General features: G+C 73.0%; 13 protein-coding genes and 1 tRNA gene. 5 read left to right on the top strand and 9 right to left on the bottom strand.

What is annotated here, in order from left to right:
- Positions 1–203: 203 nt before the first annotated feature.
- Positions 204–277: transfer RNA gene (locus tag ACFWP2_RS05510), tRNA-Met, on the bottom strand.
- 130 nt (positions 278–407) lie between these two features.
- Positions 408–3,365 carry a UPF0182 family protein gene (locus tag ACFWP2_RS05515; protein ID WP_380448941.1) on the bottom strand — a complete coding sequence of 986 codons (2,958 nt, stop codon included), beginning with the start codon at positions 3,363–3,365 and terminating at the stop codon, positions 408–410.
- Positions 3,366–3,522: 157 nt separating this feature from the next.
- Between ACFWP2_RS05515 and ACFWP2_RS05520 the strand changes: the two genes are divergently transcribed.
- The gene (locus tag ACFWP2_RS05520) at positions 3,523–4,095 is read left to right on the top strand and encodes a PPA1309 family protein (protein ID WP_380448551.1); all 573 of its coding nucleotides are present in this window, start codon (positions 3,523–3,525) and stop codon (positions 4,093–4,095) included.
- Positions 4,096–4,225: 130 nt separating this feature from the next.
- Here the strand turns inward: ACFWP2_RS05520 and ACFWP2_RS05525 are convergent, their stop codons facing one another.
- The 4 genes from ACFWP2_RS05525 to ACFWP2_RS05540 all read right to left on the bottom strand — a co-directional run bounded on the left by ACFWP2_RS05525 (position 4,226) and on the right by ACFWP2_RS05540 (position 7,553).
- The gene (locus tag ACFWP2_RS05525) at positions 4,226–5,335 is read right to left on the bottom strand and encodes a PDZ domain-containing protein (protein ID WP_380448553.1); all 1,110 of its coding nucleotides are present in this window, start codon (positions 5,333–5,335) and stop codon (positions 4,226–4,228) included.
- 42 nt (positions 5,336–5,377) lie between these two features.
- A complete protein-coding gene (locus ACFWP2_RS05530) occupies positions 5,378–5,551 on the bottom strand; it encodes a hypothetical protein (protein ID WP_380448555.1) in 174 nt (57 codons plus the stop codon).
- A 228-nt stretch (positions 5,552–5,779) separates the two neighbouring features.
- Positions 5,780–6,220, bottom strand: coding sequence for a molybdenum cofactor biosynthesis protein MoaE (locus tag ACFWP2_RS05535; protein ID WP_380448558.1), 441 nt, complete (start codon positions 6,218–6,220; stop codon positions 5,780–5,782).
- Between the two features lie 184 nt (positions 6,221–6,404).
- Positions 6,405–7,553 (bottom strand): NAD-dependent epimerase/dehydratase family protein, encoded by a 1,149-nt coding sequence (locus ACFWP2_RS05540; protein WP_359825151.1) that lies wholly within the window; start codon positions 7,551–7,553, stop codon positions 6,405–6,407.
- 199 nt (positions 7,554–7,752) lie between these two features.
- Here ACFWP2_RS05540 and ACFWP2_RS05545 point away from each other — a divergent pair, with 199 nt between their 5' ends.
- The gene (locus tag ACFWP2_RS05545) at positions 7,753–9,276 is read left to right on the top strand and encodes a zinc-dependent metalloprotease (protein ID WP_380448560.1); all 1,524 of its coding nucleotides are present in this window, start codon (positions 7,753–7,755) and stop codon (positions 9,274–9,276) included.
- Positions 9,273–9,905: an NUDIX hydrolase gene (locus ACFWP2_RS05550; RefSeq protein WP_380448562.1), complete on the top strand. Its 633-nt coding sequence runs from the start codon at positions 9,273–9,275 to the stop codon at positions 9,903–9,905. Before ACFWP2_RS05545 ends, ACFWP2_RS05550 begins: the two co-directional genes overlap by 4 nt.
- A gap of 207 nt (positions 9,906–10,112) precedes the next feature.
- On the opposite strand, the gene ACFWP2_RS05555 is transcribed toward ACFWP2_RS05550, so the two are convergent.
- A complete protein-coding gene (locus tag ACFWP2_RS05555) occupies positions 10,113–10,850 on the bottom strand; it encodes a M48 family metallopeptidase (protein WP_380448564.1) in 738 nt (245 codons plus the stop codon).
- A 255-nt stretch (positions 10,851–11,105) separates the two neighbouring features.
- Here ACFWP2_RS05555 and ACFWP2_RS05560 point away from each other — a divergent pair, with 255 nt between their 5' ends.
- Both ACFWP2_RS05560 and ACFWP2_RS05565 read left to right on the top strand, forming a co-directional pair.
- The gene (locus ACFWP2_RS05560) at positions 11,106–12,194 is read left to right on the top strand and encodes a TOMM precursor leader peptide-binding protein (RefSeq protein ID WP_380448566.1); all 1,089 of its coding nucleotides are present in this window, start codon (positions 11,106–11,108) and stop codon (positions 12,192–12,194) included.
- Positions 12,195–12,810: 616 nt separating this feature from the next.
- Complete coding sequence (locus ACFWP2_RS05565) at positions 12,811–14,193, top strand: ABC1 kinase family protein (RefSeq protein ID WP_380448568.1); 1,383 nt, start codon at positions 12,811–12,813, stop codon at positions 14,191–14,193.
- Positions 14,194–14,341: 148 nt separating this feature from the next.
- On the opposite strand, the gene ACFWP2_RS05570 is transcribed toward ACFWP2_RS05565, so the two are convergent.
- Together ACFWP2_RS05570 and ACFWP2_RS05575 are read right to left on the bottom strand one after the other, a co-directional pair.
- The gene (locus ACFWP2_RS05570) at positions 14,342–14,740 is read right to left on the bottom strand and encodes a hypothetical protein (RefSeq protein ID WP_380448570.1); all 399 of its coding nucleotides are present in this window, start codon (positions 14,738–14,740) and stop codon (positions 14,342–14,344) included.
- A complete protein-coding gene (locus ACFWP2_RS05575) occupies positions 14,737–15,105 on the bottom strand; it encodes a WhiB family transcriptional regulator (RefSeq protein WP_380448572.1) in 369 nt (122 codons plus the stop codon). Before ACFWP2_RS05575 ends, ACFWP2_RS05570 begins: the two co-directional genes overlap by 4 nt.
- Between the last annotated feature and the right edge of the window lie 23 nt (positions 15,106–15,128).

Below are 15,128 nucleotides of genomic sequence, written 5' to 3' on the forward strand. Positions count from 1 at the left end.
CCGAAGCCGACGAAATTGCTTCGGCGCTTTGTCGATTTCCCGACACTTCAACCCCACAAACCCCGCTGCCGTCGTCCTTGGCGACGGTCGATAGTACCGGAGCGGTTCCCGCCGCTTCCGGGCGAGAACGGCGCGCCTCCGGGCGGGCGGGACGGGAAACACCAGAGGCCCGGAGGAAGGATCCTCCGGGCCTCTGGCCTTTGTAGCGGGGACAGGATTTGAACCTGCGACCTCTGGGTTATGAGCCCAGCGAGCTACCGAGCTGCTCCACCCCGCGTCGGTGGTTGAACCATAGCACGGACGCGGGGTGGAACGGAAAACGGTTGCCGCAGCTCAGCGGGCCGGGCTGCGGGCCACGGCCTTGGCCAGGGCCAGGGCCAGGGCCAGGGCCGTAGCCAGGGCCCTGGCTACGGCTGCGGGCTGGGCGAGCCGCCGCTCGTGGCACCCGGGGCCGGAGTGCCGCCCGGGGCGGGCGCCGGGGTGCCGCCGCCGGCCGCCGCGATGGCCTTCAGGGCGTCGCCGAGCGCCTTCTGGGCGGTGCCGTAGGCCGCCCAGTCGCCGTTCTTGATCGCGACCTGGCTGTCGTTGTACGCCTTCTGCGCGTCCGAGATCGCCTTCTGGAGCTCCGGCGAGACCGTCCCGCCCGGTGCCGGCGTGGTGGGCGTCGTCGGGGTGTTCGGGGCCGTCCCGGTGCCCGGGTTGGACGGCGCGGTCGGGGTGGTCGACGGGGGCGCCCCGCCGAACACCTTCTTCAGCGCGGCCTCCAGGGTGTCCTCGAACGCCACGTTGTCGTCCCCGTACACCGCCAGGACCTTCTGCATCGTCGGGTACTTGGCGCCGCGGCCGCGCACGTACACCGGCTCGATGTTGAGCAGTCCGCCGCCGACCGGCAGGGTCAGCAGGTTGCCGTACTCCAGCTCCGCGTCCCCGCCGCTCTTCAGGGCGAAGATCTGCGAGGCCACCTCCTGGCGGGAGTTGAACTTCGACTGCACCAGGCCGGGGCCGGGGGCGCCGCTCTCGCCCGTCATCTTCAGGATGCGGATCTTCCCGTAGTCCTCGCCCGGGTCCGCGTTGACGGCCATGAAGGCCGCCAGGTTGGGCCGCTGGTTGGGCACGAAGGTGCTGGTGAGCGAGAAGCTCGCGGTGGTGGTGTCCGGCATCCGCACCGTCACGTAGTACGGCGGCTGGACCTGCTTGGTGTCGCTGGTCGGGTCCACCGGGACCTGCCAGATGTCACTGCCGTTGAAGAAGGAGTTGGCGTCGGTGACGTGGTACTGGCCGAGCAGGTCGCGCTGCACCTTGAACATGTCCTGCGGGTAGCGCAGGTGCGGCAGCAGGCTCTGCGGGATGTCCGCCTTGGACTCGACGGTGCCGGGGAAGGCCTTCATCCAGGTCTTCAGGACCGGGTCCTTGTCGTCCCACTGGTAGAGCTTCACCTCGCCGGTGTAGGCGTCCACCGTGGCCTTGACCGAGTTGCGGATGTAGTTGACCTGGTTGGCGGCGCTCAGCAGCTCACCGCGCTGGTTGGTCAGCGAGTCCTTGGTGGCGGCGCCCAGCGTCGTCTTCGAGGAGAACGGGAAGCCGTCCGAGGTGGTGTAGCCGTCCAGCACCCACAGCACCCGGCCGTCCTCCACCACCGGGTACGGGTCGGCGTCGATCGACAGCCACGGCGCGACCTTCTCCACCCGCTCCTTGGGCGTCCGGTTGTAGATCACCTTCGCGCCGTCGGTGATCGCCCCCGCGTAGAGGATCTGCGGCTCGGCGAAGCGCACCGCGTACGCGGCCCGGGTCAGCGGGTTGTCCAGCGAGACCCCGCTGCCACCGGTGTAGGTGTACTCGGCGTTCTGGCCGGTCTTGGGATCGGTGTAGTCGATCTCCTTGTTCGCGCCGCCGACGATCGAGTACGTGGTGGTCTTCTCGCCGTAGTAGATCCGCTGCTGGTAGTCGCCCAGCGTGCCGGTGGCCGGCAGGCCCGACTCGGTGAACACCGGCTGGCCCTTGTCGTCGACCTGGTTGCCCTTGGCCGCCACCGCGCCGTAGCCGTGGGTGTACTTGAAGTGGTCGTTGATCCAGTTGCGCTGCACGCCGTTGAGGTCGAGCTCGCGCAGGCCGATCACGCTGTCCTGCTTGTCCTGCCCGGTGCCGTAGCGGTCCACGTCCAGCGTGTTCGGGAAGGCGTAGTAGTTGCGCTGCTGCTCCAGCGACTGGAACGCCGGCGAGACGACGTTCGGGTCCAGCAGCCGGATGTCCCCGACGGTCTGCGCGTCCGGCTTGAGCGCCTCCGCGTTGGTGGTGCCCTGCGGGGTGTACGGGGTGGTCTGCGCGTCCGCGATCCCGTACGCCTGGCGGGTGGCGTCGATGTTCTTCTGGATGTACGGCGTCTCCTTGGCCTGCTCGTTCGGCTTGACCTGGAACTGCTGCACGATCGCCGGGTACAGCCCGCCGATCAGCACCGCCGACAGCACCATCAGCCCCAGACCGATCAGGGCCGGGGCCCAGGTGCGGCGGATCGGGGTCAGGAAGAACAGCACCGCGCAGATGATCGCGACGAAGAACAGGATGGTCTTGGCCGGCAGGAACGCGTTGGCGTCCACGTACCGCAGGCCCGTCCACCCGGAAACGCCCTTGTACGAACCGGTCTTCACCGCCAGCGCGTACCGGTCCAGCCAGTACGCGACGGCCTTCAGCAGCACGAACACGCCCAGCAGCACCGCCAGGTGCCCCTGCGCGCCCACGCTCGCCCGGCGGCCCGGGCCCTGCAGCCGCAGCCCGCCGTACAGGTAGTGCACCAGCGCCGAGGTCAGCAGCGAGACGATCACCGCGCTGAACGCGAAGCCCAGCACGAACTCGTAGAACGGCAGGTCGAAGGCGTAGAACGAGACGTCCATGCCGAACTGGGCGTCCTTCTCACCGAAGGAGGTCGAGTTCGTCCACATCAGCCAGGTCCGCCACTGCCCGGAGGCCGCGGCGCCGGCCACCAGGCCGATCACCAGCGAGATGCCGATCAGCGCCCAGCGCTTGAACGGCGCCAGGCCCGCCCGGTAGCGGTCCAGGCTCTGCTGCTCCACCGACATCGCCGACAGCGGCGGCCGCAGCCGGTGCGCCAGCCAGATGTTGAAGCCGACGATCATCGCCATCAGCAGCCCGAACACCGCGAACAGGCCGATCTTCGTCCACAGCTGGGTGGTGAACACCGAGGAGAAGTGGACCGACTTGAACCACAGCCAGTCCGTCCAGAAGCCCGCGAACATGACGAACAGCAGGAAGAGCACCGCGAGCACGCCCACGGTCAGCAGGGCCACCCGCGCCCGCCTGGAGGGCGGGCCTACCCTGCGCCGGAAACCCGGCCCTGAGCGTTCGGGCATCTGGAAGACCACGGTGGCACCTCGGCAGTGTCGGCTGAATGGGGTCGGTCGTCAGAGAAACTTAACCAGGCTTTGGCCGAGTTCCCACCGTTAGCAGACGGTTACGACGGTCGCCCGCCCGGCGAGCGGGCCCCGCCCGACGTGTGAGGATTGGGGCATGTCCGACGCGTCTGAACTGAACAACTCCCCCGACGACGTCTCCAAGCTCCCGGCCGCCACCCCGCTGACCCGGGCCGCGCTGGAGATCGACGAGTACGCCGCCACCCTCGGCTGGGACCTCCCGGCCCGGCTGTTCGCCCTGGTGGACAGCGCCGCCCTGCGCAAGGCCAACCCGAAGATCGCCAAGCAGCTCGGCCTCGCCGAGGGCGACGAGGCCGGCCTGACCCCGATCGAGCAGGACGAACTGCCGGCCGGCATGGAGCTCGACAAGTTCCTCGGCACCATCGCCTGGCCTGACTCCGTGGCCGGCTGCGCCCTGGTCGTCGAGCGCCTGATGCTGCCGCCGGGCGCCGAGCAGTCCCGCCCGCGGGGCGCCTCCGACGCCCAGCTCGCCGAGTGGGTGGCCAACCACCCCAAGCGCGAGGAGGTGCGGATCACCGCCGCGGTGCTGCGCGACGGCAAGAAGGAGATCGCCCTGCGGCTGCGTTCCAAGGACGTCGCCCGCGAGGTGCTGACCGGCCCCGACCTGGTGCCCGGCCTGACCGACGCGCTGCTGGCGACCTTCTCCTGACGCCCTCCGGCCGGCTCCCCTTTCGGGGGCCGGCTCCCCCGGCGGCCGCTCACCCGGTGGCTGCCGGGGCGGCCGGGCGACATCGGCCGGCCGGCGTCGGCCGGGCGACGGTTCGGCGCCCGCCGGGCGGCTAGCCGGCGGCGCAGGACGGCAGCGCGGAGGTCTGCCCGGAGCGGACCTGCTCCAGCGACTTCAGCGCGCCGTCCAGCGTCTCCGCCTTGATCAGGGTCAGCCCGGACGGGACGTTCTTGGTCGCCTCGGCGCAGTTCGAGGACGGCGTGAAGAAGTACTCGGCCCCGGCGTCCCGGGCCGCGATCAGCTTCATGGAGATGCCGCCGATCGGGCCGACCTTGCCGTCGTCGTCGATGGTCCCGGTGCCGGCCACGAACTTGCCGCCGGTGAGGCCGCCGCCCGGGGTGAGCTTGTCGATGATGCCGAGCGAGAACATCAGGCCGGCGCTCGGGCCGCCCACGTCCTGCAGGCCGATGTCGATCTGGAACGGGTAGGTGTGCCGGATCCCGGTGCCGATGCCCACCACCGCGAGCTCCGCCCGCTCGGCGGGGGCGTTCGGGTCGAGGTCCTTGGCCCGTACGGTCGGGACGGTGACGTCGGTCTTCCCGCCCGGCGCGGCGGCGCCGTTCGCGTCCTTGACCCGCGGCACGACGGTGAAGACCGCCGACTCGCCCGGCTTGTGCTTGGTGACGGCCGCGACCACCTGGTCGACCGAGCCGGCCGGCGTGCCGTCCACCGCCACGATCTGGTCGCCCGCGTGCAGCCGGCCCTCGGCCGGGGCGCCCGCGGTGACCGACTTGACGATCAGCTCGCTGCCGACCGGGATGCCCAGCTGCTTGAGCGCCGCGGTGCGCGCGCTGTCCTCGGAGGAGGCGAACTCCTCGGCGTTCTGCTTCTTGGCCTCCGCGTCCGACTGCCCCTTGGGGTAGACGTTGTCGTGCGGCACCACCAGCACGTCGTCCCGCAGCCAGCCGACCACCGCGTTGACCAGGCTGGGCTCGTACTTGGCCCCGGTGACCTGGACGGTGGTCATGTTGAGGTGACCGCTCGTCGGGTACGACTCGTGCCCGCTGATGCTGATCACCGGCTTGCCGCCCTGGTTGCCGAGCGTGTTGTACGTCGGGCCCGGGCTCATCTCCGTGTACGGCACCTTCATCAGCACCGAGACGCAGAGCAGCGCTATGAGCAGCAGGGTGGCAGCGAGCATCGTCGCGGAGCGGCGTGGCATGCCTCGACAGTACGGGACGCGCCCGCGGCGACGCCCGCCGGGCTACCTGCCGGAGCCCTCACCGGGGGCGGCCGCGCCCGCGGTGGTGCGCTCCATGGCGGCCATGAAGCGCCGGTGTTCGGCGAGTGAGGCCGGATCCCCGGTGGCCCGCGGCTCCCGCTGGGCCCACACCGCCCAGAGGGCCGCGACCAGGACGGCGACAACCGGAATGATCAACCAGGCGAGCACACCCATACCAGTACTCCCAGCTCGTCGTGTCTATGAGCAGATTAACCACTCCGGCGGACAACGCGGCCGGCGCCATCCGGGTTACGGGACGGCCGATCGGCTCACTTCCAGGGAGTATTCGGAGCGCCGCCAGGGACCCGTTGGAGTGAGACCACGGCGCGCCTGACCCGACGGACGCGCCGGATGTGCCGATCGGTTCCGCCGTACGGACCGCCCTCAGCAGCCACCGGCGCCCACCCACTCCTCCCCGCCGTCGGAGAAGACCTGGTGCTTCCAGATCGGCACCTCGTGCTTGAGGTCGTCGATCAGCCGACGGGCGGCCGCGAAGGCCTCGCCGCGGTGGGCGCAGGAGACGGCGACGATCACGGCCTTGTCGGTGATCTCCAGCCGGCCCACCCGGTGGACCGCGGCGAGCGCCCGGACCGGGAAGTCGGCGACCACCTTCTCGGCGATCCGGCGCATCTCCTGCTCGGCGGTCGGGTGGCAGCTGTACTCCAGCGCGGAGACCGACTTGCCGCCGTCGTGGTCCCGGACCGTCCCGACGAAGACGGTGGTGCCGCCGGCCGCGTCGTCGCCGACCGCCTCGTACACCTCGTCCAGCGAGAGCGGGGTGTCGCGGACGGCGATCAGGCGGATGGGGTCGTGGTTCTCGGACATGACCCCATGATTCCCCATCCGGGACGCTGCGGGGCAAGCACTTTCCGCATCACGACGGCAAAATTTCGCATCGTGAGAATCACTGCCCCCCGCCCGACTGCCCGCCCGACCGACTGCCCCGACTGCCCCGACCGACTGCCCGACCGACCGCCCGACCGGACGGGGACCGGTCAGGACCGGCCGGTCAGAACCGCCGCCGCTTGCGGGCCCGGCGCACCAGCGCCGCCGTACCGACCAGCGCCACCGTCGCCCCGGCCGCCCCCAGACTGGTCGCCGCCTCCTTGCCGCCCAGCCGCCGCCCGGCCACCGCGTGCTTGCCGGACACCTGCTCCAGCAGCTCGGCCAGCACCTGCTCGTTGGTGTGCGCCGGGCGCCAGCCCGCCTCGTGCAGCCGGCTGCCCGACACCACCCACGGGTACATCGTGTACGCCAGGTCCCCGGCCGGGGCCGGGGTCAGGCCCAGCCGGTGCAGCCGCGCCGCCGTGCCGAGCGCCAGCGAGGCGGGCAGCTCCATCCGGCGGATCCCGGACAGCCGCTCCACGTCCTCCTGCTCCAGCCAGCCGTCGCAGCCGACCGTCACCTCGCCCTCGACCAGGCCCAGCGCCGCGTACTCCAGCGCCGCCGCCAGGTCGTCCACGTGGCAGAACTGCCAGCACGGCCGGGAGCCCGCCACCACCAGCAGCCGGGGCGCCTCGAAGTGCCGGGTCAGCACGGTGTCCACGCCGGGGCCCACCACCACGGCCGGGCGCAGCACCGTCACCTGGAGGCCCGGGTGGGCGCGCGGCGCCCGGCGGGCCAGCCGCTCGATCTCCAGCAGGTCCCCGACCAGCGAGGCCTCCTCGGTGGCCCGCAGCTCGGAGTCCTCCGCCAGCGGCACCTCGTTGTCGGCCAGCGCGCCGTAGACCATCGCCGAGGTGCACAGCACCACCCGGTGCACCCCGGCGGCCGCGGCCGCCGTCAGCACGGTCTGGGCGCCGCGCACGTTGTAGGCGCTGCGGGCCCGGGCGTCGGACTCCATGCCGAAGTCCATCGCCAGGTGCACCACCACGTCCACGCCGGCCAGCCGTTCGGCCACCGCCGGGTCGCGCACGTCGAGCACCCGCCACTGCACACCGGGCACGTCACCGCGCCGGTCGTCCACCGCGAGGACCTTGCGCACGTGCGGCGAGGCCACCAGCCGGGCGGCCACCCGCTCGCCCAGCACCCCCGCGGCACCCGTGACCGCCACGGTCAGCGGCCGTCCGCCGTAGGCTGGAGGCGGCGACGCCGTGGTGTCCGACGCGTCCTCTCCTCCGGTCAGCCCAGAGCGAACGTCCGAGGGCGGGGAACTCACCGGCCATCCTCCACGGTTAGCTTTATGTGCGTACGGACGTGTGTCACGTACGTCCATCCTGCCCGAGGCGAAGGCCCGGCGGTGCACCCGGCGCGGGCCTGCCGCGCGGGAGCCGCCCCCGAGTCCCCCACTCCGCCGCCGTCCCGGGCGCAGACTTTTCCGCCACACCCGCATGACGGCCGACCGGATCGAGGACCCCGTGAGCGACCTTCCCTTCGGATTCGGCGTTCCGCCCGAGGAGCCCGAGGACGGCAAGGCCAAGCCCGACGACGCGCAGAAGAAGAAGGACCAGGAGCAGTCCGGCGGCGGCCCGCAGCCGTTCGGCTTCGGCGGCGGCAACCCCTTCGGCGCGATCTTCGGCATGCCCGGCGCCCCGGGCGGCCCCGGCGGCGCCGGTTCCGACAACCCCTTCGCCGCGATGTTCGGCGGCATGAACCCGGGCGACCTCGGCGCCGCCTTCCAGCAGCTCGGCCAGATGCTCTCCTTCGAGGGCGGCCCGGTGAACTGGGACCTCGCCAAGAACATCGCCCGCCAGAGCGTGGTCGCCGAGCCCGCCGAGGGCAAGAGCAAGGACCGCTCGGTCAGCGCGGCCGAGCGCTCCGCCGTCGCCGAGGCCGTCCGCCTGGCCGACCTCTGGCTCGACGGCTCCACCGAGTTCCCCTCCGGGGCCGGCACCGCCGTCGCCTGGAGCCGCGCCGAGTGGATCGAGGCCACCCTGCCGGTCTGGAAGGACCTGGTGGACCCGGTCGCCGAGCGGGTCGGCAACGCCATGGGCGGCGTCCTGCCCGAGGAGATGCAGGCCATGGCCGGCCCGCTGATGGGCGTGATGCGCTCGATGGGCGGCGCCATGTTCGGCACCCAGATCGGCCAGGCGCTCGGCGCGCTCGCCGCCGAGGTGGTCGGCTCCACCGACGTCGGCCTGCCGCTCGCCCCGGCCGGCAAGGCCGCGCTGCTGCCGCAGAACGTCGCCGAGTTCGGCGAGGGCCTGAACGTGCCCGCCGACGAGGTCCGGCTCTACCTCGCCCTGCGCGAGGCCGCCCACCAGCGGCTCTTCGCCCACGTGCCGTGGCTGCGGGCCCACCTGCTGGGCGCCGTCGAGGCCTACGCACGCGGCATCAAGGTCGACACCTCCCGGATGGAGGAGCTCGTCGGCCAGCTCGACCCGAGCAACCCGGAGGCGCTCCAGGAGGCGCTGGCCGGCGGCCTGCTCCAGCCCGAGGACACCCCCGAGCAGAAGGCCGCACTCGCCCGCCTGGAGACCGCGCTCGCGCTGGTCGAGGGCTGGGTCGACGCCGTCGTGCACGCCGCCGCCGCGCCGCACCTGCCGCAGTCCGGCGCGCTGCGCGAGACCGTCCGCCGCCGCCGCGCGGCCGGCGGGCCCGCCGAGCAGACCTTCGCCACCCTGGTCGGCCTGGAGCTGCGCCCGCGCCGGCTGCGCGACGCCTCCCGCCTCTGGGCGCTGCTCGCCGACGCCCGCGGCATCGAGGGCCGCGACGCGCTCTGGGAGCACCCGGACATGCTGCCCACCGCCGCCGACCTGGACGACCCGGACGCCTTCGTGCACCGGGGCTCCGGCGACGACCTGGAGGGCGGCATCGACTTCGACGCGTTCGACAAGCTGCTCGGCGAGGCCGCGGCCGGCAAGCCCGACCTCACCAAGAAGGACGAGCAGCCGGGGACCGACGAGGACGGCACCGACGGAAAGGGCGAGCCCACCGCATGACGACGAGCGAGACGCCCGCCACCGGGACGCCCTCCACCGGAACCTCCGGCGCCGGGGCCTCCACCACCGGCCTGCACGCGGACGCCGTCCGCACGCTGAGCGGGTGGCGGCCGGCCGACCCGGACCAGGAGCAGCTGCGGCTGGACTACCTGGAGCACCTGGCCGCACAGCCCGAGGGCCTGTACCGCTCCTGCCTGCCCGCGCACATCACCGCGAGCGCGGCCGTCGTCGACCCGGAGGCCGGGCGGGTGCTGCTCACCCTGCACCCCAAGGTCGGCATGTGGCTCCAGATGGGCGGGCACTGCGAGCCCGGTGACCGCGGCCTCGCCGAGGCCGCGCTGCGCGAGGCCGTCGAGGAGTCCGGCATCCCCGACCTGGTGCTGCTGGAGAGCGACGGCGCCCCGGTGCCGGCCAAGCTGGACCGGCACCTGGTCCGCTGCACCGGCAAGGACCGGCCGGAGAACACCCACCTGGACGTCCAGTACATCGCGCTGGCCCCGGCCGGCGCCCAGGCACTGATCAGCGAGGAGTCGCTGGACCTGCGCTGGTTCGACTACGACCGGCTGCCGGAGCTCACCGACCACTCGGTGCGCGACCTGGTGGCCCGGGCGCGGCAGCTGACCGGCTGAGGTGTGACACCGGAAGGGGGCGCGGACCTGTTGGCCGCGCCCCCTTCCGTCGTTCCTCCCGGTCGGACCGGCCGGGTGCGCGCCGAGCCCGGACTCGTACCACCGGGCCCACTCGCGTCACCGGCCACTCGTGCCGCCGGCCTCTCGCTCCGTCGGCCTCCCGCGCCACGACCTCTCGCACCACCCGCCGCTCGCGCCGCAGCGGCCTCAGCCGCACGAGGCGGCCGGGTCCGACCCGGTCGGCGCCGGGTCCGCGTGCCGCGCGCCGGGGATGTGCGGCAGCCGGGCGGCGGAGACCACGCCCTCCAGGTAGCCGCGGGCCCGCTCGGTCCGCGGATAGGCCTCCAGCAGGGCCCAGAACGCCGGGCCGTGGTCCGGCACCAGCAGGTGCGCCAGCTCGTGCAGCAGCACGTAGTCCAGCACGTACTCCGGCATGCCTTGAAGACGGTGGGAGAGCCGGATCGTCCCCTCGCTGGGGGTGCAGGAGCCCCAGCGGGAATTCTGGTTGGTGACCCAGCGGACCTGGCTGGGCCGGGCGCGATCGTCCAGATAGTCGGCCGACAGCTCGCGGGCCCGGGTCATCAGGGCCTCGTCACCGGGGATCCGCCGGGACTCCTGGGCGGCGAGCTTCTCCAGCATCTGCGCGACCCAGCGCTGCTCCTCGGCGTGCGACATCCGGGCCGGGATCAGCACGACGGTGCGGTCGCCCTCGCGGTAGGCGGAGACCGTACGGCTGCGGCGGGCGCTGCGGCGCACCTCGACCCGGCCGCGGTCGTGCGCCTCGGGGGCCGTGGCACCGGCGGGCGGCGGCTGCGGTGGGCCCGGCCTCGGCTGCTGCCGCTGGTCGGGGCGCCCGCGCGTGTTCGGCGCCGCGACCTGCGACCCGGACGCCGCACGGGCACGCCGACGCGACGCCGGTGGATGGGAGTCCCGCTCGGCTGCCATGGCACACGACGTTACCCGGTACCACGGACAGAAGTCCGCTGCCATGGCCGGAATCTTTCATGGAGTGATCGCGAACGAAAAGTCGACGGGGGGTGTCCGGAAACCGACGCCGAAGGGGATGGCCAGTTATCCACAGGGCGTGCGAACGGATCTTGTGATCATGAGCACGGACCTGTGGATAACTTTCTGCACGAGGCCGGCGCGATAGGGCAAGCTGCGGTCAGCCGTCCGGAAACGATCGGAAGGGAGATCGTCGTGCGCCTCGCCATCAAGCCCGCGCTGTCCCGCAGCTGGCGGGACTCGGAGACCCTGCAGTTCGGCACCGTCACCCGGTTCGCCGGGGTGCTCGGCAACGCCGACAAGACCCTCTGCGACTTCCTCGCGCTGCTCGACGGAACGCGGGACCGACCGGAGCTCCTCGACGAGGGCGAACGCATCGGGCTCGGCCGCGAACCGGCCGACACCCTGCTCACCGGCCTGGAGGAGACCGGTCTGCTGGACGACGCGGAGGCCGGCCGCCGTGCGCTGGCCCGCTTCCCCCCGCAGCAGCGGGACCTGCTCGAACCCGACCTCGCCTCGCTCTCCCTGGTCCACTCCGGGCCGGGCGCCGCTCCGGCGGTCCTCGGCCGCCGGGCCGACGCGCGGATCGAGGTGCGGGGCGCGGGCCGGGTCGGCGCCGCCGTGGCGGCGGTGCTCGCGGCGGGCGGCACCGGCACGGTCACGGTCGCGGACTGCGGCCGGGTGAAACCCGGTGACTGCTCCCCCGCCGGGCTGCCACCCGGAGACGTCGGACGGCTGCGCTCGACGGCGGCCAGGGAGACGGTGCAGCGCGCCACGGGACGGCCTCCGGTGCCCGTGCCCCGGCGCCGCCCAGGGGACCCGCCACCGGACTTCGTGGTCCTCGCGCCGCGGGACGGCAGCGCCGCCTTCGCCGGCGGGACGTACGAGGCCCGGCTGCTGCTGCGGGCCGGGGTGCCGCACCTCTACGTGGGCGTGGTCGAGGAGTTCGGCGTCATCGGGCCGCTGGTGATCCCCGGGATGTCGGCCTGCGGGCACTGCCTGGTACTGCGGCGGGAGGACGAGGACGCCGCCTGGCCGCGGGTCCTGGCCCAGCTCGCCGACGGAGGACCCGGACGAGCCCGGAACCCGGCCTGTGACACGGCGCTGGCGACGGCGGTCGCCGGACTGGCGGCACTGCACGTCCAGGTGTACCTGGACGGCGGCCGGCCGCCGAGCGTGGACGGCTGGTGCGAGGTCTCGGCCGGGGACGGCATGCCAAGGCGCCTGCGGCTGCGCGGGCACCCGGACTGCGGCTGCCTGTGGCAGCCGCTGCCGCCGGGCTGAGGAGCGGAGGGAGCGAGGAGAGGAGAGGAGAACGAGTCCGACGGGAGCGGGCCCGGCGGCTGCACGGCTCGGCAGCCTCCGGCCTCCCCACGGCACCACGGGCACCCACCCGGCCATACGAGCCGATGGCCAGGTGAGCCCGCGGTCCCGACGAACCCCCGACCGGGGTCGACGCCCCACGGGCAGGCCCGAGGTCTCTGCTGGCTCGCGCCCTGCCCTGGGCAGGGCGCGAGCCGACAGGGAACGGGGAGCCACCCCTCGGGGTACGAGGTGCGCGGGTGGTGGGTGTGGTGGGTGTGGTGGGCGGTGGGCGGTGGTGGGTGGTGGGCGGTGGTGGGTGGCGCGGGTGGGGTGGGGGGGAGGGGGGAGGGGCCCCGGAGAACAGGAAGCAACGCAACCCCACGCAGGAAGTCGGCCCAGCCGACTTCCTGCGCACACCCCCCAGACCCCACCCGCGCCACCCACTCACCGGACCAAGCCGCCCAACTCCCCGCAAAGCGAGGCCGCTCCCGGCCCGCCCCACGGAATTCCGGGGGGCACGCAGCGGGGAGCGGGCACAATGGCGTAGAGATGGTCGGCCGTCCGGAACCGGGGGGCCAGGGATTGGAGGCCCGGGGTGAGCGATCTTCCGCGCAAGGCAATGACCCGCACGGCACGGCTCGCCGCCCTGCCGCTGGGGATAGCCGGACGCGCCACGCTCGGCCTGGGCAAGCGGATCGGCGGCCGCTCCGCCGAGGTGGTCACCGCCGAGCTCCAACAGGCCACCGCGGACCAGCTGTTCAAGGTCCTCGGCGAACTCAAGGGCGGGGCGATGAAGTTCGGGCAGGTGCTGTCCGTCTTCGAGGCCGCGCTGCCCGAGGAAGTGGCCGGTCCGTACCGGGCGGCACTCACCAAGCTCCAGGACGCCGCTCCCCCGATGCCCGCCGCCAAGGTGCACACCGCGCTCGCCCAGCGGCTCGGCGACGACTGGCGCGGGCTGTTCCGGGAGTTCGACGACCGGCCCGCGGCCGCCGCCTCGATCGGCCAGGTGCACAAGGCGGTCTGGCACGACGGCCGTGAGGTCGCCGTCAAGGTGCAGTACCCGGGCGCGGGCGACGCGCTGCTCGCGGACCTCTCGCAGCTGAGCCGGGTGGCCTGGCTGCTGGGCCCGCTGATCCCGGGGCTGGACATCAAGCCGCTGATCACCGAGCTGCGCGAGCGCGTCTCGGAGGAGCTGGACTACGAGCTGGAGGCGCAGGCCCAGCGCCGGCACGCCGAGGAGTTCACCGACGACCCGGACATCGTGGTGCCGGGCGTGGTGGCCCAGGCCGACCAGGTGCTGGTCACCGAGTGGATGGCCGGTACCCCGCTGGCCGAGGTGATCGCGGGTGGCACCCAGGAGGAGCGCGACCGCGCCGGGCAGCTGCTGGCCCGGTTCCTGTTCGCGGGCCCGTCCCGGACGGGTCTGCTGCACGCGGACCCGCACCCGGGCAACTTCCGGCTGCTGAAGGACGACGGCCCGGTGGCGGGCTGGCGGCTGGGGGTGCTGGACTTCGGCACCGTGGACCGGCTGCCCGGCGGGCTGCCCTCGCCGATCGGGGCCTCGCTGCGGATGGCGCTGGCCGGGGACGCGGCGGGTGTGCTCCGGATGCTGCGCGAGGAGGGCTTCGTGAAGCCCTCGATCCGGCTGGATCCGGACGCGGTGCTGGACTACCTGCTGCCGATCATCGAGCCGGCCGCGGTGGAGAACTTCCACTTCACCCGGACCTGGATGCGCGCCCAGGCGGCCCGGATCGCCGATCCGCGCTCGCCCGCCTACAACCTGGGCAAGCAGCTGAACCTGCCGCCCGCGTACCTGCTGATCCACCGGGTGACGCTGAGCACCATCGGGGTGCTCTGCCAGCTGGGTGCCAAGGCCCCGTTCCGGGCCGAGATGCTGGAGTGGCTGCCCGAGTTCGCCGAGCACCCGTCGGCGAGGCCGGCGCAGCCCACCGAGCCCGCCCGGGCCCGCAAGGACTGACCCCGGCACCGCGGCCCGGGCTCACAAGGGCTGACCCCGGCACCACGACAACGGCCGCAGGCCGCTCCCCGGCGACGGGGGGCGGCCTGCGGCACGACGGGGGTGGACCGGAGTCCGGGAGGGCCTGTCGAGGCCCCGGAGGACGGCGCTACATCAGCGCCACGGCGAGCGCCTTGCGGGCCCGCATCGAGGCCCGCTCGGCCCGCTGCTTGAGCCTGCGGGCCCGGGCGACCCGGCTGACGAGCCGTTGGTTCTCGGCCTCGTGCATCCTGTCTTGCATATGGGCACGGGCCAGGGATTCGTGGAGGAGTTGCATCTCGAGGATCCTGTTCTGGGTCTGACGTTCGGTGGCCTGCTCGGCGCGGGCGGTGGGATCGACGGCGGCGGGGTTCATGTGGTGGTCCTGCTCGTGGTGCTTGTTCGGGAACGGAATGCGGGCTGCGGCGTCGGCCTTGGCGGCGGCGATCCGCACGGATCGGCGGAGGGCGCTGTCCAGCGGGGGCTGCTCTCCCCGGCGGACGACCCTGGGCTCGTGGGCGGGGTTCACGCCATGACCTCGGTCTTGCGCGGACGGCCACGGGGACGCTTGCGGGCCACGACGACGCCCTGGACGAACAGCTCGCCACCCCAGACGCCCCACGGCTCGCGCCGCTCCAGGGCGCCGGCCAGGCAGGACTCCTTCACCGGGCAGGTGCCGCAGAGGGACTTCGCGTACTCGACGTCGGCCGGCGTCTCGGCGAAGAAGACCTCGGGGTCGAAGGCGCGGCAGGGGATGGGGAGACCGAGGGACTCGGCCTGCTCGATCGAGCTGAGCTGCATGGAAAGAACCTCCGGGGGGTCGGCCTGGTCGGCCTTGGTGATCTGGCTTGTCGGCGGTACGGACGGGGTGGGCGGTGTGATGACCGTGGACACTGTGGGCGTCTTCCTCGTCTTCT

Source organism: Kitasatospora sp. NPDC058444 (assembly GCF_042721415.1).
Taxonomy (GTDB): Bacteria; Actinomycetota; Actinomycetes; order Streptomycetales; family Streptomycetaceae; genus Kitasatospora.

Coding starts and splice junctions, on each gene's coding strand:
- ACFWP2_RS05520 (WP_380448551.1), top strand. CDS start 3,523: ATGTCCGACGCGTCTGAACTGAACAACTCCCCCGACGACGTCTCCAAG.
- ACFWP2_RS05550 (WP_380448562.1), top strand. CDS start 9,273: ATGACGACGAGCGAGACGCCCGCCACCGGGACGCCCTCCACCGGAACC.
- ACFWP2_RS05515 (WP_380448941.1), bottom strand. CDS start 3,365: ATGCCCGAACGCTCAGGGCCGGGTTTCCGGCGCAGGGTAGGCCCGCCC.
- ACFWP2_RS05535 (WP_380448558.1), bottom strand. CDS start 6,220: ATGTCCGAGAACCACGACCCCATCCGCCTGATCGCCGTCCGCGACACC.
- ACFWP2_RS05525 (WP_380448553.1), bottom strand. CDS start 5,335: ATGCCACGCCGCTCCGCGACGATGCTCGCTGCCACCCTGCTGCTCATA.
- ACFWP2_RS05555 (WP_380448564.1), bottom strand. CDS start 10,850: ATGGCAGCCGAGCGGGACTCCCATCCACCGGCGTCGCGTCGGCGTGCC.